Source organism: Burkholderia sp. BCC0097 (assembly GCF_902832985.1).
Lineage (GTDB): Bacteria > Pseudomonadota > Gammaproteobacteria > Burkholderiales > Burkholderiaceae > Burkholderia > Burkholderia orbicola.
This window is the reverse complement of the sequence record NZ_CADFDM010000011.1, coordinates 276,292-296,902: the sequence shown is the minus strand read 5'-3', so window position 1 is coordinate 296,902 and position 20,611 is coordinate 276,292. Positions and strand designations below refer to the sequence as shown.

Here is a 20,611-nt window from a genome sequence, read left to right as displayed (position 1 = left end):
ATTCACCGCGCCGACATGAAGTCGAACAGCTTCGCGACGTCGGTCGTCAGCACGCTACCCGCCTTCACGCCGACCCACAGCGTGCGCGTCGCCCACGCGTCGTCGAGCTTCACGACACCGAGCCGCGCCGCGCGCTCGGCGGTCACCGCATCGCGCGGCAGCACGCCGATGCCGAGCCCGGCCTCGATCATCCGGCTCACGCCGTCGAAATTCGATACCTGGATTCGCAGCTTCAGCGAGCGCTCGGCCGCGAACGCGGCGTCGGTCATCCGCGCGAGCAGCGAGCTGCCGTCGCTCAGGCCCACGTAGTCCTCGTCGAGCGTATCCGCGAAGCGGATGCGCTCGCGCGCGGCGAACCGGTGCGTGCGCGGCACGAGCAGCACGAGCTCGTCGCGCCGGTACAGCCGCCGTTCGATGCCGGGCGCCGGCACGTTGTCGGCGAATACGCCGAGATCGGCCTTGCCCGATGCGAGCGCGTCGACGATCTCGTGGCTCAGCCGCTCCTCGAGACTGACCTTGATGCCGGGGTTGTCGGTGAGGAACGCCGCGAGATCGGCGGGCAGGAACTGGACGATCGCGGACGTGTTGGTCCAGACGTGGATATGGCCGCGCACGCCGGCGACGTAGTCGCTCATCTCGTGCGCCATCCGGTTCACCTGCTCGATCACCTTCGCCGCATGATCGAGCAGCGCGCGGCCCGCGGGCGTCAGCTCGACGCCGCGCGCGTGCCGGACGAACAGCGCGCTGCCGGTCACGCTTTCGAGTTCGGCGATGCGCTTGCTGACCGCGGACAGCGTGAGCTGGCCGTGTTCGGCCGCCTTCGTCAGGCTGCCGTGCTCCGCGACGAGCGCGAACACGCGCAGCGACTGCAGATCGAAATGAAGCGGGTTCACCATGTCGGGATCCTGAAGGGCCATGCGGGGTGTGCGGTCAGCGCGCCGGCCTGACGCCGATCATACGCCGGGCCTTGGCGCGTGCGATATGCCCGATACGGCGCGACGCCGCGCGACGTGGCGCGGCTAGCGCGGCGCGATTGCGTGCAACGCGGCGAGCATCGCGCCGTCCGGCGTCGCGAGATCGTCGAGCACCGAGAAGTGCTGCATGCCGGGCAGCCACGCGCGGGCGATCCGCTCGCCGGCCGCTTCGCACGCCGTCGCGTACACGTCTGCTTGCCGGATGAGTTCGGGCAGTTCGGCGTCGCCGACCGCAACGACGGTCGGGGCGCCGGGTCCGATGTGACGCAGCGGACTGTATGCTTCGACCTCGCGCGCGGTGAGCTGCAATTTGTCGTTCAGGCAGCACAGCGCGATCGGTTCGAGATCGACGAGCGGGCTGATCGCAAGCGCCGACACGACGGCCGGATGCGCGCGATGCATGGCCGTCAGGTGGCCGCCCGCCGAATGGCCGCTCAGGTGGATCGGCCGCCCCGCGATGCCGAGGCCGTCGGGGTCGGCCGCAAGATGGTCGAGCAGCGCGCCGATTTCGCCGACGATATCGGTCATCGTCGCGACCGGCGCGAGCGTGTATTCGGCGAGCACGACGTCGTAGCCGCGTGCGAGCGGCCCGCTCGCCGCATACGCGAAATCCTCTTTCGTGCAGTGCTGCCAGTAGCCGCCGTGGATGAACACGAACAGCGGCGCGTCGGGCTGCCCGCACGGCAGCCAGTCGAAGCGCTGCGCGGGTTGCGCGCCGTAACGCAGGTCGCGGCGGCCGGGCGTCGCGGCATACAGCGCCGCGCTGCGCGCCTGGCATGACGCCAGCAGCGCGGGGAAATCGGGAACGGCCTTCGTGTTCAGGTACGCGGCGTCGAGCGCCGCGCGGTCCATGCCGCGATAGAGGATCGTCATTGGCGAATCGCCCGGATCGGGTTGCGGATGCGCGCGGCAGATTGGCGCCGTGCGCGCGGCGAAGGCGGCGGCCGGGCCGACGCCGTTGCGCCATTATCCGCGGCGCGCCCGCGTACGGCTATCCGGAATCGGCGGGCGCGGCACCGTGCCTGTCCGCTTTCGGCGAAGGACTGTGGCGCCGTGCCCGCAGCGTGCGGGTGCTCGTGCAGGCGGCCGCCCCCGGCAGGTCAGATCAGCTCGGAGATTTCGATCAGGTTCAGGTCGGGGTCGCGCACGTAGACCGAACGAATCTTCTGTGTCGCGCCCGTGCGTTCGACGGGCCCTTCCACGATCGGCCAGTCGACGCGTCGCAGGTGCGCGATCACGTCGTCGAGCGGAACCGACGCGATGAAGCACAGGTCGAGCGCGCCCGGCACCGGCACATGGGCTTTCGGCTCGAATTCCGCGCCGCGCACGTGCAGGTTGATCTTCTGGTTGCCGAAACGGAACGCGAGCCGGCCCGAGCCGAAGGTTTCGAGCTGCATCTGCAGCACCTCGGTGTAGAAATGCCTCGTCCGTTCCGGATCGACGCAGGTCAGCACGAGATGATCGAGGTGGTCAATCAGCGCCATGGAATTCGCTCCTGTTTCTGTTGACGTTCACGAGAAAGCGCGTTGCGCGGGCATGTCGCCGGCGTTGGCGCGCGGCGGCGGATGAAGGTCCGAGCGGCGCCCGGCCTTCAGGATCTGGCTCGGCACGTCGTGCCCGATCAGCGCAGGCAGGCGCGCCGACGCGGCGAGCACGGCCGCAAGATCGATGCCCGTATCGTAGCCATCGAGTTCGAGCATGTGCACCAGTTCCTCGGTGCACGCGTTGCCGGTCGCGCCCGGCGCATACGGGCAACCGCCGAGCCCGCCGAGCGACGCATCGAAGCGGTCGATGCCGGCGTCGAGCGCCGCGAGCGTGTTCGCGAGCGCCATCCCGCGCGTGTTGTGGAAGTGCAGCGTGAGCTGCAACGGGCCGAAGCGCTCGCGTGCGCGGCGCGACAAATCGCGCACCTGCGACGGAAACGCCATGCCCGTCGTGTCGCACAGCGTGAAGCCGTGCACGCCGAGATCCGCGAAGCGCTGCATCCACGCGAGCACCGTTTCGGCCGGCACGTCGCCTTCCATCGGGCAGCCCATCGCGGTCGACAGCGACACGTTGATCGCGACACCCGTGCCGCGCACCGCGTCGATCACGTCGCGCAGCTGCGCGAACGACTGCTCGCGCGTCATCCGCAGGTTCGCGCGGTTGTGGCTCTCGCTCATCGATATCACGAGGTTCACCTCGTCGACGCCGCACGACAGCGCGCGCTCGGCGCCGCGCACGTTCGGCACGAGCACCGTATAGACGACACCCGGCGCGCGCACGATGCCGTGCATCACGGCTTCCGCGTCGCGCAGCGCGGGAATCGCCTTCGGCGACGTGAACGACGTGACCTCGATCTTCGCGTAGCCGCAGGCGCTCAGCGCGTCGACGAGCGCGATCTTGTCGTCGGTGTCGACGAACACGGCCTCGTTCTGGAAACCGTCGCGGGTCGCGACTTCGTGGATATGGAGTCGTTGCGGATGCCGGTTCATGGGTTCGTCCCGATGGTTGTTTCAGATCACGCCGCGCGTGCGCCAATCGTCGCGCGTCGCCGCATCGATGCCGAGCGATTCGAGCACCGCATCGGTATCCGCGCCGAGTGCGGGCGCCGGCCGCTCGATGCGCCCGGGCGTCGCGTCGAGTTTCGGCACGATGCCCGGCACGAGCACGGGGGTGCCGTCGGGCAGCGCGGCGTCGACGATCATGTCGCGCGCACGGTAGTGCGGGTCGGCCGCGATGTCGGCCACGTCGTAGATGCGTCCGGACGGAATGCGCGCGTCGTGCAGCGCGGCGAGCACGTCGTCGAGATCGTGGCGGGCGCTCCACTCGCCGATCGCCGCATCGATGCGCGCGACCTGGGCGACGCGCCCGTCGTTGTGCGCGAGCGCCGGATCGTTGCCGAGATCGGGCCGGCCGATCAGTTCCATCAGGCGCCGGAAGATGCTGTCGCCGTTGCCGGCGATCAGCGCGTACCGGCCGTCGCGGCAGCGGTACGCGTTGGTCGGCGCGATGCCCGGCAGGCTGCTGCCGGCCGGCTCGCGCACCGCGCCGAACGCCGCGTATTCGGGCAGCAGGCTTTCCATCATGTTGAACACCGATTCGTACAGCGCGACGTCGACGACCTGCCCGTTGCCGCCCTGCTGTTCGCGATGCCGCAACGCGAGCAGCACGCCGATCACGCCGTGCAGCGCCGACAGCGAATCGCCGAGCGAGATGCCGACGCGTACCGGCGTGCGGCCCGGCTCGCCGGTCAGGTGGCGCAGGCCGCCCATCGCTTCGGCGATCACGCCGAAGCCGGGGCGGTCGCGATACGGGCCCGTCTGCCCGAAGCCCGACACGCGCAGCATCACAAGGCCCGGATTGATCGCGGACAGTGCATCCCAGCCGAGCCCCCAGCCTTCGAGCGTGCCGGGCCGGAAGTTTTCGATCAGCACGTCGGTGTCGGCGACGAGGCGGCGCACGACGTCCTGCCCTTCGGGCGTGCGCAGGTCGAGCGTGAGCGAGGTCTTGTTGCGCGACTGCGCGGCCCACCAGACCGACGTGCCGTCGTGCAGCAGCCGCCATTTGCGCAGCGGATCGCCGACGCCCGGCGGCTCGACCTTGATGACCTCCGCGCCGAATTCGGCGAGCATCCGGCCCGCGAACGGCCCGGCGATCAGTTGGCCAAGCTCCAGCACGCGGATGCCGTCCAGGGGGCGTGTCATGACTGTCTCCGATGAAATCGTGTTGTCGATGACGGCGATCATGACGGCGTTCGCGCCCGGCGAAAATCGATCGATGGTCAACCCCACTTTCCGAAACGGAAAGGCGTGCGACCGCGCGGGCGCGTCGTCGGCCACGTGTGACGCGTCAGCCTTTCCATCCGGGAAAGCGCGCTCGCGCAACGGTCAAACGACGGTGCGCGCGCGGCCGGCAGAATCTGGTCCATTCCGCGCCATCGGGCGCCTGTCAGCGAGATCCGCCATGTTTTCCGTTTCCTCTCCCGCGAAGATCGTGTGGCTCGACCGCGCGACGCTGTCGCCGCGGACGGTGCCGAAGCCGTTTCCGTTTCCGCACGTGGTGCAGGCGTTCGACCGGACGGCCGCGCACGAAGTCGCGGCGCGCATCCGCGATGCGGACATCGTCGTGACCAACAAGGTGCGGCTCGACGCGACGGCCCTCGCCGACGCGCGGCGGTTGCGGATGATCGCGATCGCCGCGACCGGCACGGACATCGTCGATCTCGATACCTGTGCGGCACGCGGAATCGTCGTGAGCAATATTCGCGGCTATGCGGTGCGCACGGTGCCCGAGCATACGTTCGCGCTGATCTTCACGCTGCGGCGCAGCCTCGTCGCTTATCGCGACGCGGTGCGCGCGGGGCGCTGGCTCGACAGCGGGCAGTTCTGCTTCTTCGATCATCCGATTCGCGACCTGGCCGGTTCGGCGCTCGGGATCGTCGGCGACGGCGTGCTCGGGCGTGCGGTGGCCGCCATCGCACGTGCGCTCGACATGCGGGTGCTGTTCGCGGCGCACGGCGACACATCGGGCGACGGTCATGCCCCGCTCGACACGCTGCTGCGCGACAGCGACGTGATCACGCTGCACTGCCCGCTCACGCCGGCCACGCGGCACCTGATCGACGCACGCGCGTTCGCGCGGATGGCGCGCCGGCCGCTGCTGATCAATACCGCGCGCGGCGGGCTCGTGGACGAAAGCGCGCTCGTCGATGCGTTGCAGTCGGGGCAGATCGCGGGCGCCGGGTTCGACGTGGTCACGCAGGAGCCGCTGCCGGCCGCGCATCCGTTTCACGCGATCCTGTCGCACCCGGCGTTCATCCTGACGCCGCACGTCGCGTGGGCGAGCGACGAGGCGATGCAGGCGCTGGCCGATCAGCTCGTGGACAACGTCGCCGCGTTCGTCGGGGGTGAACCGCGGCATGTCGTGTGACACGCACCAACAGAACGGCCCCGCTCGATTGCTCGAAGCGGGGCCGGCTGAATGCGGGGCTGCTTACGCCAGCGACTCGGCACGTGACGGGTTCGTGCGTCCGCCCTATCTTGCGGCCGGTTTCTGAATACCTGATGAACGTTACGTCAAGGCATTCAGACCGGCGGTGATGTAGGGCAAATCCGAAAGGCGGAAAGCTGGCTCAGTAAGCGGACATCTCGACGCAAGGATCGACCTTGGACGGCGAGCAGATGGCCGAGTACTTCGCGCTCTCGCGCATCAGCGCCTCGCCTTCGTGCAGCGCGATCTTGATCTCGGGATGACGCTCGTACGCGAGGAAGGCCGAGCACACGACGGCGGACATCACGACGAGGGAAAATACAAATTTCTCAAGGGTTTGGAAGCGTTCAGGCATGGTATGACCTTTCTCTCATGGCCGGAATTATACCTTGAGATAAGGGTTTTCCCTATAACCCTGCCTGCATACCGAGGATCGTTCAAACGAGATAGGCGCGGTGCTTGCGCCCTTTTTATCGGGAACGGCAGCAGCGCGGTCCGCGCGAAGGGGCTGCCTACAGGACCAGGGAGAAGAAGGCTCGCCGCACGGGCGTCACTGCGGCGCCGACGCGCCGCTGGCCGCATTGCCGGGCCATGCCTTGCCGATCTTGTCGATCATCGACTTGGCGGCGCCCGTCGCGATTGCCGCGTCGACGCCCGAGGTCTGCCACGAACCGTCGGCCGCCTTCACGAACGTCAGGTTCGCGCGTGACGGCGAGTAATCGGTATTGCGCCACGTGACCACGACGTCGCACGAGTACGTCCGATCGCCGAGCTTCCTGCAGTCGCCGTCGGGTTTCGCCGAGATCACGTCGGCCGACACGGGCAACGGCTGACCGAACAGCGCGTTCAGGCCGCCGTGGTTTTCCGCTTCGAGCGCACGGCGCACCGCGGCGTCGACGTCGCTCGATCCGGGACCGTCGTGAAGCAGGTTGCAGGCGGCGAGCAGCGTCGAGGCGCCGGCGAGTGTCAACAGCGTTTGAAACTTCATGGATATCTATGGATCGGGTGAACGCCGCGTAGTCTGCAACGTCCGCGCGTCGTGCGCGGTATCCATTTGTAACCAATTGCACGGCTGCGTGACAGCGTGGCGGCCGACGCGATCGGGCGATGCACTCGCCTACTGCCGCTCCTGCTTCACGCGGCTCACGAGCTGCGTCGGGCTGACGAACTGCAGCGCGATCACGACCCACACGAGCGTGATGGCCATGTAGATCATCGCCATCGCGTCGATCGACTGCGGCGCGCGCACGCCGGTCGAGAACACCGCGTAATACAGCGCGACGACGAGCGTCTGCGTGCTCGGGCCCGCGGTGAAGAACGTCAGCTCGAACATCCCGATCGTGCGCACCAGCACGAGCAGCCCGGCCGCGAGCATGCCGGGCACCAGCAGCGGCAGCAGCACGTAGCGGAAATAGCGCCACGTGTTCGCGCCGAAGATGCGCGCGGCGGCTTCGAGGTTCGGATCGATCTGTTCGATGAACGGCGTCATCACGAGGATCACGAACGGCAGCGCCGGCACGAGGTTCGCGAGGATCACGCCCGGCAGCGTGCCCGCGAGCCCGATCTTGTACATCACCGTCGCCATCGGAATCCCGTACGTGACGGGCGGCACCATCAGCGGCAGCAGGAACACCAGCAGCGCGAAGCGCTTGCCGCGAAACCGCACGCGCGCGAGCGCATACGCGGCCGGCACGCCGAGCGCGATCGACAGCAGCACGACCGCGCCGACGACCTCGACGGTCACCCACAGCACGCTCGCGAGCTGGAAGTCGTCCCACGCCTTCGCATACCAGTGCAGCGTGAAGCCCTGCGGCAATGGCGTGCCGAACCAGCGCGTCGCGACCGAGTTCACCGCGACGGTCGCGATCAGCAGCATCACGTTCAACAGGAAGAACGCCATCAGCCCCCAGACGAACGCCTTCCATGCACGGCCGGCGAGATTGCTTTTCATCCGGTGCGGTTTCCCTGCATCGACGGGCCGCGCATCGGGTGCGTCGTGCTTCGGCGGCCACGTGCGGGCGGCATGATCGTCGGTCGCCATCAGCCCTTGCCTCCCGTCACCGCGCCCGTATAGAAGAAGCGGCGCGCGCCGAGCATCGACGCGACCACCAGCAGCTGCACGAAGCCCATCACGATCGCGATCGCCGACGCGAGCGAATAGTCGTAGCTCTCGAACGCGGCTTCGGCCGCCGCGATCGAGATCACGCGGGTCGGCCCGGCCGGCGCGCCGAGCAGCACGGCCGACGGAAACACCGAGAACGCCTGCACGAACGACAGGCATGCGGCCATCGTGAGCCCCGGCACGAGCAGCGGCAGGTAGATCTGACGAAACTGCTGCCACGGGTTCGCGCCGAGGGTGGCTGCCGCGCGCGCGAGGGTCGGATCGATGCCGCTGATGTACGACAGCATCAACAGGAACGCGAACGGAAACCCCGACACGATCAGCGACAGCAGCACACCCCAGTAGTTGTGTGTGAGGCGCACTTCGTCGGTGTACAGGTGCAGCCCTTGCAGCGCCTGCGGAAACCAGCCGTTCGGACCGAAATACGTGAGCATCCCGTCGGCGACGAGCACCGTGCCGAGCGTGACCGGAATCACGAGCAGCGTCGTGACGAACTTCTGGTACGGCGAATTGCGGCGCAGCGCGAATGCGACGGGCACCGCGATGCCGACGTTGAGCAGCGTCGCCGGCACCGCGAGCTTCAGCGTGACGAGCACGGTCGGCCACATCGCGGTGTCGGTGAAGAACTGCACGTAGTTCGCGAGCGCGCCGCCGCCGTTCGTCGCGTTCGTCGGCTGGAACGACAGCACGAGGCCGTACGCGAACGGATAGATGAACAGCGCGGCGATGAACGCGAGCGCCGGCGCGACGAGCCAGGCTTTCGCGTCGCGCGTCGCGCCGCCGGTCGCGAGCGTGCTCATGCGGCCTCCGGGCGCAACGCCGCCGCGCATGCCGGGTTGCGCGGGCGGTTCATTGCGCGTCTCCCGCATAGACGAGCGTGCGCGACGGCGCGACGCGCAGCCGCAGCGCCTCGCCTTGAGCGAACTCGCCGGCCACGCGCGCCCAGATCGAACCGAACGGCGTGATCGCGCGGATCAGCGAGTCGCGGCCGCCGTACTCGACCGTCTCGACGGTCGCGTCGAACGCATTGTCGGCGCCTTCTTCCGCGCGCTCGATGTCGTCCGGACGCAGCGCAATCACGACCTGCTTCGCGTCGAAGCCGGCCATCGGGACGCCGATGAGGCGCACGCCACCGGCCGTCGCCTGAACGCCATCGCCGGCCATTCCTTCGAGCGTAAACGGCAGCACGTTGCGATAGCCCATGAAGCGCGCGACATGCAGGTTGTGCGGGCGCGTGTAGACGTCCTTCGGCGACGCGACCTGCTGCACGACGCCCTCCTTCATCACGACGATGCGGTCGGCCATCGAGAGCGCCTCGTCCTGGTCGTGCGTCACGTAGATCGTCGCGCGTTCGAGCTGTGTGTGGATGCGGCGGATTTCCGCGCGCATCTCGATGCGCAGTTTGGTGTCGAGGTTCGACAGCGGCTCGTCCATCAGCACGAGCGGCGGCTCGATCACGATCGCGCGCGCGATCGCGACGCGCTGCTGCTGCCCGCCCGACAGTTGCCCGGGCAGCTTGCCTTCGTGACCGACGAGTTGCACGAGCTCGAGTGCCTGCTGCGCGCGCCGCCGCGTTTCCTGCTTCGCCACGCCGCGCATCTTGAGGCCGAAGCCGACGTTGTCGAGCACCGACATGTGCGGAAACAGCGCGTAGTTCTGAAACACCATCCCGAAGCCGCGGCGCTCGGGCGGCAGCACGTCGATGCGCGTGTCGTCGAGCCAGATGCCGCCGCGCGTGAGCGGCTGCAGCCCCGCGATGCAATTCAGCGCGGTCGATTTGCCGCAGCCCGACGGGCCGAGCAGCGCGATGAATTCGCCGCGCCGGATCTCGAGGTCGAGCCCGTTCAGCGCGGCGACCTGTGCGCCTTGCGCATTGGTGAAACTGCGGCACACGCCGTCGAGCCGCAACCGTTCGAAACTGTGCTTCATTCCGCTAACTCCATCGACGCGGGCGCCGCGGCGCCCGCCGGTTCAGGCGTCACTTCGACTTCTGCGAACCGATCTCGCGATCCCATTTCTGGAACGCGGCGACCATCGCCTGCGCGTTGAGCGGCTGCACGTGCGGGCGATCGGCGAGCAGCTTCGCGTATTCGGGACGGCCGAATTTCCTGATCACTTCCTGGCTGTGCGCGGGCGCCATCTCGAGCGTCACGCCCTTTACCGCCGGGCCCGGATAGAAGTAGCCGTCGTCGTAGGTCATCGCCTGCTGCGCCGGTTCGAGCAGGAAATTCATCAGCTTGAACAGCACGTCGAGCTTTTCCTTCGGCACGCCCTTCGGGATCACCATGTAGTGCGCGTCGTTGACCCACGTCATGTTGTCGAACGCCTGGATTTTGAATTCGGCCGGCACGATGCCGAGCGCGCGCGGGTTGATGTCCCAGCCGGTGACGGTCACGGTCATGTCGCGCGTGCCCTCGCCGAGCTCCTTCATCACCGCCGACGTGCCGCCGGGGTAATACGGCACGCAGTCGTTCAACTGCTTCAGGAACGCCCAGGTCTTGTCCCAGCCGTTGATCGGGTCCTGCGGATTCTTGTCGCCGAGCACGTACGGCAGCCCCATCAGGAACGTGCGGCCGGGGCCCGAGTTCGCGGGGCGCGCATAGATCAGCTTGTTCGGGTGCGCCTTGCACCACGCGAGCAACTGGTCGGGCGTCTTCGGCGGATCGCTGACCTTCGCCGGGTTGTATTCGAGCAGCGGGCCGGCCGGCATGTAGGTGACTTCGAGGCCGAAGCCCTGCGCGAGATCCTGCATCTTGCGGGGGCCGGGCGCGTACTTGTCGAGCACGCCGGGTAACGCGGCCGCGTTGTCGGGCAGCAGCTTCTGCCACAGGTTCTGCTCGATGCCCGCGGCCAGCGCGTCGGTGCCCGTCAGCACGAGGTCGATGTCGGAGCGCCCCGCCGCCTGCATCGCCTTGATCTTGCCCGGCAACTGCGGCGCGGGTGCGTTCGTGAACGTGACGTTCGCGACGAGGGTCGGATTCTTCTCCTTGAACGCCTCGATGGCCTTCTGCGTGAGCTGCAGGTTGCCTGCGACGTCGACGATGTTCAGCGATACGGGGGCGGCAACGGCCGCGGCCGCCGACAGCGTGAAGCCCAGTGCGAGTGCGATCCGGCGGACACGGCGAGCGATCGGGGTGGTGTTCATGTCTCCTCACTTCGGTCGGTGGATGGGACCTTTCTTGTCAGGAAATCATGACGGCGTTATACGATGTCGGTCAACAAAAAACCACCGGATTCGGGGCGGGACTTTCCCTGACAAAAAGCTTCCGTGGGTTGACGAATTGCACGATGACCGCGTGGTTGCAAAGTGGGGAGCCGCGGCGAGAGGCGTGTTAGGACGTCGTATCTCGCTAGGCGGCGCAACGAAATTCCGTCGGACAGCATGGCCGCCCGTGGGGGGCACGGCAGGCGCGCCGGGCCGGTCGGGCCCGTGCGCGGCGGATGGATCGGTCAGGCCGCGCCGAGCGCCGCCACTTCCCCGATCCACCGCTCCGCATCCCGCCACTCGCCGTAGCCGGATGCCGGGTTCAGGTGTCCCGCCTCGCCGAGATCGACGAGCTGGCTGCCCCACCCGGCCGCCAGCCGCTCGACGCGCTCGAAGCGCGCGAGCGGATCGTTGCGGCTCGCGGCGACGATGCTCGGGAACGGCAACGGCCCGGTCGGCACCGGGGTCCAGCCGTGCGCGGCGAGCGTCTCGGGCGCTGGGTAGCCTTCGGGCATCGGCGTATCGAGATCGGCCGGTGCCGCGAGCAGCGCACCGTGAATTGGGCGGGTCGCCTGCCGCGCCCAGTGCACGACGATCATCACGCCCGCGCTGTGTGCGACCAGCATCACCGGGCCGTCGATCGCGGTCAGCGCCGCATCGAGTGCCGCGACACGCGCGGCGCGGCTCAGCTTGTCGGTCTCGAGGGGGGCGACGGAGCGCGCGTTCGGCAAGCGTCGTTCGAGATGCGTCTGCCAGTGGTCTTCGACGTGATCGCGCAAGCCGGGCACGATCAGGATGGTGGGCGAGGTCGCCAGGGTCATGCAGCCTCCAGGAAGCGTTCGGAAAGAAGATTCAGGAAAGTCGTGTCGCGCGCCGTTCGCGTTCGGCGCGCGCGAGATCGGCCGCATAGCTCGCGCGTCCGATCGCGAACAGCACGGCCGCCGCGAGCGGCACGACGGGAATCCATTGCAGTGCGCCGACGAGCCCGGCGCGATCGGCCGCCCACCCGGTCAGCAGCGGGCCCGGCGCCATGCCGAGCAGGTTGTTCGCGAGCGTGAGCGTCGCGAACGCCGACGCGTGGATCGCGGCCGGCGTCAGGTTCGCGACCATCGCGCCCGATGCGCCGGACGCGCCCGCGCCGACCAGCATGCCCGCGCAGATCAGCACGAGCTGCAGCGGCCCGGGCGGCAGCCGAAACGCGATCGCGAGGCACACGCCGGTGAGCACGCAATACGCGATCGCGGTCAGCCATTTGCGCGAGCCGTCGCCCCGCCCGACGCGGTCGGTGACGATGCCGCAGCCGACCATCCCGACGCCCGCGAGCAGCACGAAGCCGGCTGCGGCGACGGCCGCGCGGTCGGGCGCCATCGCGTAATAGCGGTTCAGGTAGCTCGGCAGCCATGCGAACAGCGCGCCGGGCACGAACAGGTGCAACCCGCTGCCGAGATACGCGCAGATCACCGAGCGCGACGCGAACAGCCCCGACATCAGCGCGCGCACGCTGCCGCGCAGGTCGCGTGGCGCGTCGGCGTCGCGCCGGCACGGTTCGACGCGGCAAGCGGCGAGCCGCCGCTCGGTCACGGCGCAGCGATACGCGACGAGCAGCACGATGCCGAGCGCGGCCATCACGCCGAACGACCAGCGCCAGCCGAGATGCGCGCCGACCAGCCCGCCGAGCGCCATCCCGAAGACGGAGCCGAATGCGCCGCCGGCCATGAACGCGCCGGTCAGCGTTGCGCGCAGCCGGGCCGGAAAGATGCTGAGGATCAGCGCGACGCCGACGCTGCCGTACGCGGCTTCGCCGAGCCCGACGAGGCCGCGCGCGACCAGCATCTCCGTGTAGCCGGTCGACAGCGCGCAGCCGAGCGTCGCGACGCTCCACAACGCGGCCATCAGCACGATGCTGCGCACGCGTCCGAAGCGGTCGGCCAGCACCGACAACGGAAACGTCAGCAGCCCGACCAGCAGCGCGACGACGCCGGACAGCGAACCGAGCTGCGTGTCCGACAGCGCCCACGCGTGCTTGAGCAGCGGGAACACGGCATTGAGCACCTGCCGCGACATGTAGTCCGACAGCAGCAGGCCGACGGTCAGCCCGAACACGAGCCACGCATACGCAGGCGCGCGGCGCTCGGTAGCCGTCAGGTCCTGCAGCGACGGCTCGACGTGATGAATCAACATGCGTGTCTCCTCCGGCGCCGGGGCGGCAATGCGTCGGCGCGGCTTGCGCGGCCCCGCTCCGTTCGGCGGAGCCTGCCTCGCGCGATACCGATACGCGAGGATGGGTGCCGCGCCACATCGATCGGCGGGCGGCGCTCGCGGGCCGCCCGGTGCGCTATGCGTCAGGCCGCGCGCAGCGGCACGCTCACCTGGCCCGGCCGGCGGTTCGGCGCCATCCCGAGCTGCGCGAGCGTTTCGTCGACGCCGTCGTACTGCACGCCGATCCGGTAGATCGTCTTCGCCTCCTGGCCGGTCGCGATCTCGCGGCCGAGTTCGCGGGCGATCCGCACGCACTGCTCGACCTGCTGCACCGACGTCATCCGGTTGCCCTTCTGGTCGATGATCGTGTCCTCGATCCCGCAGCGCGGATGCAGGCCGAGCGCCATCGCGACCGTGTTGATCGGCAGCACGTTCTTCATCAGCGATTCGAGGGTGATGCACGCACCGTCCGGGCAACGCCGCACGAACTCCATGAAGTTGTACGGATTCGGGCCGTCGAAACCGCCGCCGATGCCGACCCACGTGACGTTCAGCGGGCCGCGATAGACGCCGCGCCGGATGATCCGTTCGAGCGTTTCGAGCGCGTGCATGCCGGTGAGCTGGAAATGCGGCTGGATGCCGGCCGCCTGCAGGCGGCGCAGGTGTTCGTCGACCCAACCGGGGCCGGCCGGCACCGTCATCTCGCGATACGCGTCCCACAGCGCGGCTTCGTTCAGCGATGTGCCGGCGATGTCCTTGCGGTTCATCAGCTCGGTGATGTTCATCTGCACGGTGTTGATCGCGACCGTCACCTGGTCGGGCTTCGGCGTCAGCTCGGCGAGCATGTGGCGCGTGTCGTCGGACAGCCATTTCGCCTCGGCGCCGTCGCCTTCCGGCGCGAACGAGATCGAGCCGCCGACCTGCAGGATCATGTCGGGCACCGCTTCGCGCAACCGGCCGAGCAGTTCGTTGAATTTCGACAGCCGCTTGCTGCCCTTGCCGTCGAGCTCGCGCACGTGCAGGTGCAGCACCGTCGCGCCCGCGTTGTAGCAGTCGACGGCCTTCTGCACGTGCTCGTCCATCGTCACCGGAATGTCTTCCGGAAAATCGGCCGGCATCCATTCGGGGCCGTACGGCGCGACCGTGATGACCACCTTGTCCTGGTTTTCCGGGTGCAGCGAATCGTCGAGAAATTGCATGTCGTCCTCCAGTGGGAATCGTTGTGTGTCGGGCGTACGGCCGTACGGGCGTGCGTATCCCGCCGCGCCGGGCGGCGAGCCCGGCGCGTGTCATGTGCGGCGTTGCGGATCGGTTAAGGTGCGCTCTCGCTCAGAACGGCACGTCGCCGACGATGCCCGCGCGCTCCATCCGGCGCACGCACGGCGGGTAATCCATCACCGCGTAATGCTGCGTGCTGCGGTTGTCCCAGATCGCGACGCTGTGCTTCTTCCAGCGCCAGCGCACCTGGTATTCGGGGATATAGGCCTGGCTGATCAGGTACTGCAGCAACTGGCCGGCGCCGGGGTTCGCGTCCTGTCCGAAGCGCACGCGCGCCGGGGTGTGGAAGTTCGTGAAATGCGTGGCGAACGCGTTCACGTACAGTACCTTTTCGCCGGTTTCCGGATGCGTGCGCACGACCGGATGCTCGGCGTCCGGATACTGCGCCTTCAGCGCGAGGCGCCGGTCGATCGGCATCGCCGCGCCGAAGCTCGCCTCGATGCTGTGGCGCGCGCGCAAGTCGGCGATCTGCTGCTTCACGTGGTCCGGCAGGCGCTCGTACGCGAGCACCATGTTCGCCCACATCGTGTCGCCGCCAACCGGCGGACCCTCGATGCAGCGCAGCACGCAGCCGAACGGCGGCGCCACGCGCCAGCTCGCATCGCTGTGCCACGCATTCTCGTAGCGGTCGTTCGGCTGGCCGGGCGACTTGTAGATGCGCACGAGCCCCGGGTGCTCGGGATCGCTGCCGGCGACCGGATGATCCTCGAGTTCGCCGAAGCGCCGCGCGAACGCGACGTGCTCGGCGCGCGTGATGTCCTGGTCGCGCAGGAACAGCACGCGATGCCGGAGCAACTGCGTACGGATCTCGGCGAACAGGCCGTCGTCGTGCACGGCGTCGGCGAGGTTCACGCCGAGCAGTTCCGCGCCGATCGCACAGGTCAGGGGTTCGACTCGCATGCGCGCCTCCTCAGACGATGAACACCGACGAACCGGTCGTCTTGCGCGATTCGAGATCGCGGTGCGCCTGCGCGGCGTCCTGCAGCGCGTAGCGCTGATTGATCTCGATCTTGATACGGCCGGCCGCGACGTGCGCGAACAGTTCGCCGGCCAGATCGTTCTTCTCGGCCGGATCGGCGATGTAGTCGGCCAGCGCCGGGCGCGTCAGGTACAGCGAGCCCTTCATCGCGAGGCGCTGCGGGTCGAACGGCGGGATCGGGCCCGACGCGGTGCCGACGCACACCATCAGCCCGCGCCGCTTCAGCGAATCGAGCGAGCCTTCGAAGGTGTCCTTGCCGACGCTGTCGAACACGACGTCGACACCGGCGCCGTCCGTCAGTTCGCGCACGCGCTTCGCGACGTCCTCGCGGCTGTAGTCGATCGTATGGTCGCAGCCGTGCGCGCGGGCGATCGCGGCCTTGTGTTCGCTGGAGACGGTGCCGATCACCGTGAGCCCCAGCAGCTTCGCCCATTGCGACACGATCAGCCCGACGCCGCCGGCGGCCGCATGCAGCAGGATCGTGTCGCCCGGCGCGAACGCGTGGATGCGGCGCAGCAGGTACGCCGACGTGAGGCCGCGCATCGTCATCGCGGCGGCCGTTTCGCACGCGATGCCGGCCGGCAGCGGGACGAGCGGCGCGGCCGTGATCAGCCGTTCGGTGCTGTACGCGCCGAGCGTGTTCAGAAAGCCCGTGTACGTCACGCGATCGCCGGCCGCGACGTTCGTCACGCCGGGGCCGACGGCGTCTACCACACCCGCCGCCTCGACGCCGATGCCGGCGGGCAGCGGAACCGGATACAGGCCGCTGCGGAAATACGTGTCGGCGAAGTTCAGGCCGACCGCCTCGTGCCGCAGGCGCACCTGGCCGGGGCCCGGATCGCCGACCTCGACCGCCTCCCAGCGCAGTACGTCGGGGCTGCCGGTTTCGTGGAATCGCACTGCATGTGCCATCGTGTTCTCCGTAGGTCGTCAGTCCGATGCGCGTCGCGCATCGGCGGGTTCGTTCGTGCCTGGCGGCGTCGCGGGTGCGCCGTCCGCCAGCGGTTCGTCCAGTCCGGTCCAGTCGGCGTCGCCGAGGTAGCGCCGCGCGGCCGGGAAAATCACGCCTTCCATCCGCCCCATCTGCTCGAACGCGCCGTGCGCATAGCGGGCCAGCGCGGTGTCGAACGCGGCCGACGGCAGCCCGTCTTCGGCGAGCCCGGCGAGCGCGCCCAGGGCTTGCGTGTCGCGCTGCCGCTGGCGCTCGAGTTCGTCCAGTTCGGCCGCGACGCATTCCGCCCGAACGCGCAGTGCCGAGAAGAGCCTCGCTTCGTCGGCCGTGCCGAACCGGGCGTTTTGCAGTGCAGCGAGCGAAGCCAGCGCATCCCGCGCCTCAGCCGCTTGCCGCTGCGGCTCGTGCGCCACCTCGCCCGACGCCGCCAGCGCGTGCAGGAGCGCCCCGACCATGCGATGCGCATCGAGGCAACGCGCGATCACGCGCGCCGCCGCGGGCGGGCGCCGCGACGGGCAGACGAGTACCGGCACGCCGCTCGTCGCGAGCAACCGCTGGCGCCGCGCGCAGGCCGCCGCATCGGCGTCGGGCGGCAGCGCCGCGACGCCGATCAGGTCGCAGCCGAGTTCGCCGGCCAGCGCGGACGGCAACGCGTCGCCGTCCGCCGGGTGGCCGGCCCCCGGATGGCCGGCCCCCGCAATCACATGGGACAGGCCCTGCGCCCGCGCGGCGGCTTCCACTTTCGCACCGTGTCCGGGCAGCCGCGCTCCGGATAAACGCGAGTCCGGCGTGGCGGCGGGCAGCACGAACGTGACCCGCGCGCCGACCGCGCGCGCCAGCTCGAGCGCGTCGCCGATCGCGTCGATGCCGCCGGGCGCGCCGTCGACCGTCACGAGCAGATGGCGGTACATCGTGCCGCTCCGCTCAGCCGGCGCTCGGCGCGTTATGTGTCGCGCCGCTCGATCCGATCTTCATGGGTGCCCTCCTCGTGGCGTTCGTCATGCATCGGGACCCATGCTATCGACGCCGCGCGGGGACGGCCCCACTCGTCGCGGGGGGGATTGACGCGCGAACGCGGTTCGACCGATCCTTCCCTCACGCCCACACCGGACGTCGGCCCGCACGGCCCCCCCGGACTCCACTGCTGCCCCGATGGCCCACCCACCCGATCGCGCCGACGCGCCCCCCACCGAACTGGTCCTGAAGACGACCGCGCCGCGCGTGCCGGCGCAGTTGCTTGCCCGCGCGCGGCTGAGCCTCGCCGCGCCGCCGTTCGACGGTCGCCCGGTGACGCTGGTGCAGGCGCCGGCCGGTTACGGCAAGACCTCGCTGCTCGCGCAATGGCGCCGCGAAACCGTCGCGCTCGGCCGCGCGGTCGTGTGGCTGTCGGCCGACGAGCGCGACGACGCGCCGCGGCTGCTGCAGGGGCTCGTGCAGGCGGTGCGGACCGGCTGCGCGCGGCCCGGTTTCGGGCGGCTGATCCCGGCCGGCGCGGCGCGTGCGCTGGACGGCCTGACCGCATGGCTGGCCGAGGTCGCGCAACTGTCGATGGAGGCGCTGCTGATCGTCGACGACGCGGAGCGGCTGCCGGCCGCCGGCCTCGAGGCGCTGACTTACGTGCTGCACAACGCGCCGCAGAACCTGCATGTCGTCGTCGCGGCGCGACGCGGGCTCGATCACGCGGCCGGCGACCTGCTCGCGGGCGGCCAGTGCACGCTGGCGGGCGCCGACTGGCTGCGTTTCACGCTCGACGAGACGATCGCGCTGGTCGGCGCGCGCTTCGCGCAACGGGTGGATGCCGACGCGTGCGCGCGGCTGTTCGAACGCGTCGACGGCTGGCCGCTCGGGCTGCAGCTCGCGATGGCCGCGATGGCGCGCTCGGCCGATCCGCGCCAGGCGGTCGATGCGCTCGCCCAACGCGTGGACGGCACGCGCGATCGGCTCGTCGAGCTGCTGCTCGCGAACCTGTCGGCCGACGACACCGCGTTCCTGACGCGCACGAGCGTCGCCGATCGGCTGCATCCGTCGCTGTGCGCGGCGCTGCTCGACGACGCGCACGCGCCGGATCGCCTCATGCGGCTCGCCCGTGACACGCCGCTGTTCATCGCATCGGACGATTCGGACTGGTGCCGGCTGCACCCGCTCGTGCGCGACACGCTGCGCGATCGGCTGGCCGCGCGCCCCGCCGCCGAGCGCAGCACGCTGCACGCCCGCGCGGCGAACTGGCTCGATGCGCACGGGATGACCGAGGAAGCTGCGCGCCACGCGTATGCGGCCGGCCAGGTCGAGACCGCGTACGCGCTCGCGCAGCGCTGCCTCGAGGATGCGATCAAGCAGGGCCGCATCAACGACGTGCTCGACTGGCTCGCGCTGCTGCCCGATGCGGAGCTCGACAAGCGGCCGACGCTGCGGATCGCGGTCGCGTGGGCGCTGGCGCTCGGCGAGCGCCATGTCGAGGCGCGGCGCCAGATCGCCGGCATCCTGGCCGACGACGGCACGCCGGCCGCGATGCGCTACGAATGTGCGCTGATCCTCAGTGCGGCCGCGTATTACGCCGACGAAATCGACGGCTTCGTCGCGCTGTTCGAGCCGTGGGCCGACTTCACGCCGCCGGCGGCGACGTGGCTCGCGCAAATGCACGCGAACCGGCTGTCGGCGCGCGCGATCATCGTCGGCGAACCGGCGCAGGCGCGCCGTTTCCAGCAGGCCGCGCCGCGCGGCGAGACGGCGGCCGGGTTCGGCTACGTCGCGCGCTGGGGCGAACTGATCACCGGCCTGAGCTATCTGCGCGAAGGCCAGATCCGGCTCGCGGACGACGTGCTGTCGCCGGCGCTGGCGCGCGCGGAAGCCGATCTCGGACGGCGCCATCCGCTGACCTGCATGCTCGCGGCGATGTGCGCGGCGATCGCGTACGACGCCGATCGCGTCGACCAGGCCGCCGCGCTGCTCGCGAACCGGCTTGACGTCCTCGAACACGCGGGTACGCCCGACACCGTGCTGCTCGGCTATCGCACGGCCGCGCGCATCGCGTTGCTGCGCGGCGTCGAGCATCGCGCGATCGACCTGCTGGAGGCGCTCGACGCAATGGGCGTCGCGCGGCGGCTGCCGCGCCTGTCGGTCGCGAGCCTTGCCGAGCAGGTGCGCATTCACGCGGCGCGTTATCGCGAGGCGACGTGCCATGCACTGGTCGAGCGGATCGATGCGATCGCCGCGGCCGAATTTCCGGCGCACGGGCCGCTGTGGCGGCGCCCCGTCGTGCTGCTGCAGGCGACCGCGCATGCGTATGCGGCGCTTGCCGAGCGCCGTTGGGAGGACGCATGCGCGGCGCTCGACGAAGCCGCCGTGCTGGCCCGCGAAATGAGCACGGGCCGCGAGCGCATCGAGATCATGGCGCTCAGCGCGTTCGCGCTCGAACAGTCGGGGCACGGCGGCCGCGCGCTGCTCGACGAGGCGATGAACCTCGCGGACGTGTTCGGCCTCACGCGCACGCTCGCCGACGCGCATCCGGCCGTGGCCGACTGGGCGCGTCGCGTCGGCGACGAGTCGCCCGCCGGCGACGGTCCCGCGCGGCACACGCTGCCGCAGCCGCGCATCGTGCCGCCGGCCCCGCGCGGTGCGGCGAGCCCACGCGCGGTGCCGAGCGTCGTGCTGACGCCGAAGGAGCGCGCGATCCTCGAGCTGCTCGCGCGCAACCTGTCGAACAAGGAGATCGCGGTCGCGCTCGCCGTCGGCGAGGAAACCGTGAAATGGCACCTGAAGAACCTGTTCGGCAAGCTCGACGCCAGTTCGCGCAAGCATGCGGTGCGCCGCGCGCTGGTGCTCGGGCTGCTCGAAAGCGCGCCCTGATGCCGGCCTGAGCCCGTCGCCCGCGGCCGGGTAGTCCCCCGGCCTCCCCGCTTCCGATTCTCCGCAACCCTGCCCCCCGCGCATG

At 69.7% G+C, this 20,611-nt stretch carries 19 protein-coding genes; 2 read left to right on the top strand and 17 right to left on the bottom strand.

Annotation, left to right across the window (positions count from 1 at the left end; genetic code table 11):
* Window positions 1-2 precede the first annotated feature (2 nt).
* From HWX07_RS31865 to HWX07_RS31845, 5 genes are all read right to left on the bottom strand, one after another.
* Window positions 3-896 carry a LysR family transcriptional regulator gene (locus HWX07_RS31865; protein WP_175879036.1) on the bottom strand — a complete coding sequence of 298 codons (894 nt, stop codon included), beginning with the start codon at window positions 894-896 and terminating at the stop codon, window positions 3-5.
* Window positions 897-1,019: 123 nt separating this feature from the next.
* Window positions 1,020-1,847 carry an alpha/beta hydrolase gene (locus HWX07_RS31860; protein ID WP_175879034.1) on the bottom strand — a complete coding sequence of 276 codons (828 nt, stop codon included), beginning with the start codon at window positions 1,845-1,847 and terminating at the stop codon, window positions 1,020-1,022.
* A gap of 227 nt (window positions 1,848-2,074) precedes the next feature.
* Window positions 2,075-2,458, bottom strand: a complete 384-nt coding sequence (locus tag HWX07_RS31855; RefSeq protein ID WP_175879033.1) for a VOC family protein — start codon at window positions 2,456-2,458, stop codon at window positions 2,075-2,077.
* 27 nt (window positions 2,459-2,485) lie between these two features.
* Window positions 2,486-3,448: a hydroxymethylglutaryl-CoA lyase gene (locus tag HWX07_RS31850; RefSeq protein WP_175879031.1), complete on the bottom strand. Its 963-nt coding sequence runs from the start codon at window positions 3,446-3,448 to the stop codon at window positions 2,486-2,488.
* A gap of 21 nt (window positions 3,449-3,469) precedes the next feature.
* On the bottom strand, window positions 3,470-4,660 hold the full coding sequence (locus HWX07_RS31845; protein ID WP_175879029.1) for a CaiB/BaiF CoA-transferase family protein: 1,191 nt from the start codon (window positions 4,658-4,660) through the stop codon (window positions 3,470-3,472).
* Window positions 4,661-4,919: 259 nt separating this feature from the next.
* Here HWX07_RS31845 and HWX07_RS31840 point away from each other — a divergent pair, with 259 nt between their 5' ends.
* The gene (locus HWX07_RS31840) at window positions 4,920-5,885 is read left to right on the top strand and encodes a D-2-hydroxyacid dehydrogenase (protein ID WP_175879027.1); all 966 of its coding nucleotides are present in this window, start codon (window positions 4,920-4,922) and stop codon (window positions 5,883-5,885) included.
* A gap of 202 nt (window positions 5,886-6,087) precedes the next feature.
* On the opposite strand, the gene HWX07_RS31835 is transcribed toward HWX07_RS31840, so the two are convergent.
* The 12 genes from HWX07_RS31835 to HWX07_RS31780 all read right to left on the bottom strand — a co-directional run bounded on the left by HWX07_RS31835 (window position 6,088) and on the right by HWX07_RS31780 (window position 17,591).
* Window positions 6,088-6,300, bottom strand: a complete 213-nt coding sequence (locus HWX07_RS31835) for a hypothetical protein (RefSeq protein ID WP_069256690.1) — start codon at window positions 6,298-6,300, stop codon at window positions 6,088-6,090.
* A 195-nt stretch (window positions 6,301-6,495) separates the two neighbouring features.
* Entirely contained in the window at window positions 6,496-6,933 is a 438-nt protein-coding gene (locus tag HWX07_RS31830; RefSeq protein WP_175879025.1) for a hypothetical protein, read from the bottom strand.
* Window positions 6,934-7,062: 129 nt separating this feature from the next.
* Complete coding sequence (locus HWX07_RS31825) at window positions 7,063-7,986, bottom strand: ABC transporter permease (protein ID WP_175879023.1); 924 nt, start codon at window positions 7,984-7,986, stop codon at window positions 7,063-7,065.
* Window positions 7,986-8,867 carry a sugar ABC transporter permease gene (locus HWX07_RS31820; protein WP_175879020.1) on the bottom strand — a complete coding sequence of 294 codons (882 nt, stop codon included), beginning with the start codon at window positions 8,865-8,867 and terminating at the stop codon, window positions 7,986-7,988. The genes HWX07_RS31825 and HWX07_RS31820 overlap by 1 nt, the downstream gene beginning before the upstream one ends.
* 49 nt (window positions 8,868-8,916) lie before the next feature.
* Window positions 8,917-9,996, bottom strand: a complete 1,080-nt coding sequence (locus HWX07_RS31815) for an ABC transporter ATP-binding protein (RefSeq protein ID WP_175879017.1) — start codon at window positions 9,994-9,996, stop codon at window positions 8,917-8,919.
* 49 nt (window positions 9,997-10,045) lie between these two features.
* Window positions 10,046-11,212, bottom strand: coding sequence for an extracellular solute-binding protein (locus HWX07_RS31810; protein WP_175879016.1), 1,167 nt, complete (start codon window positions 11,210-11,212; stop codon window positions 10,046-10,048).
* 305 nt (window positions 11,213-11,517) lie between these two features.
* Complete coding sequence (locus HWX07_RS31805; RefSeq protein ID WP_175879015.1) at window positions 11,518-12,093, bottom strand: alpha/beta hydrolase; 576 nt, start codon at window positions 12,091-12,093, stop codon at window positions 11,518-11,520.
* Between the two features lie 31 nt (window positions 12,094-12,124).
* Complete coding sequence (locus tag HWX07_RS31800) at window positions 12,125-13,453, bottom strand: MFS transporter (protein ID WP_175879014.1); 1,329 nt, start codon at window positions 13,451-13,453, stop codon at window positions 12,125-12,127.
* A 161-nt stretch (window positions 13,454-13,614) separates the two neighbouring features.
* Window positions 13,615-14,670, bottom strand: coding sequence for a 3-keto-5-aminohexanoate cleavage protein (locus HWX07_RS31795; protein ID WP_175879013.1), 1,056 nt, complete (start codon window positions 14,668-14,670; stop codon window positions 13,615-13,617).
* A gap of 130 nt (window positions 14,671-14,800) precedes the next feature.
* Window positions 14,801-15,649: a TauD/TfdA family dioxygenase gene (locus HWX07_RS31790; protein WP_175879012.1), complete on the bottom strand. Its 849-nt coding sequence runs from the start codon at window positions 15,647-15,649 to the stop codon at window positions 14,801-14,803.
* A gap of 10 nt (window positions 15,650-15,659) precedes the next feature.
* Entirely contained in the window at window positions 15,660-16,640 is a 981-nt protein-coding gene (locus HWX07_RS31785) for a quinone oxidoreductase (RefSeq protein WP_175879011.1), read from the bottom strand.
* Window positions 16,641-16,658: 18 nt separating this feature from the next.
* Complete coding sequence (locus tag HWX07_RS31780; protein ID WP_175879010.1) at window positions 16,659-17,591, bottom strand: universal stress protein; 933 nt, start codon at window positions 17,589-17,591, stop codon at window positions 16,659-16,661.
* A gap of 241 nt (window positions 17,592-17,832) precedes the next feature.
* On the opposite strand from HWX07_RS31780, the gene HWX07_RS31775 reads away from it, so the two are divergent.
* Window positions 17,833-20,526: a LuxR C-terminal-related transcriptional regulator gene (locus HWX07_RS31775; RefSeq protein WP_175879009.1), complete on the top strand. Its 2,694-nt coding sequence runs from the start codon at window positions 17,833-17,835 to the stop codon at window positions 20,524-20,526.
* Window positions 20,527-20,611: the final 85 nt, after the last annotated feature.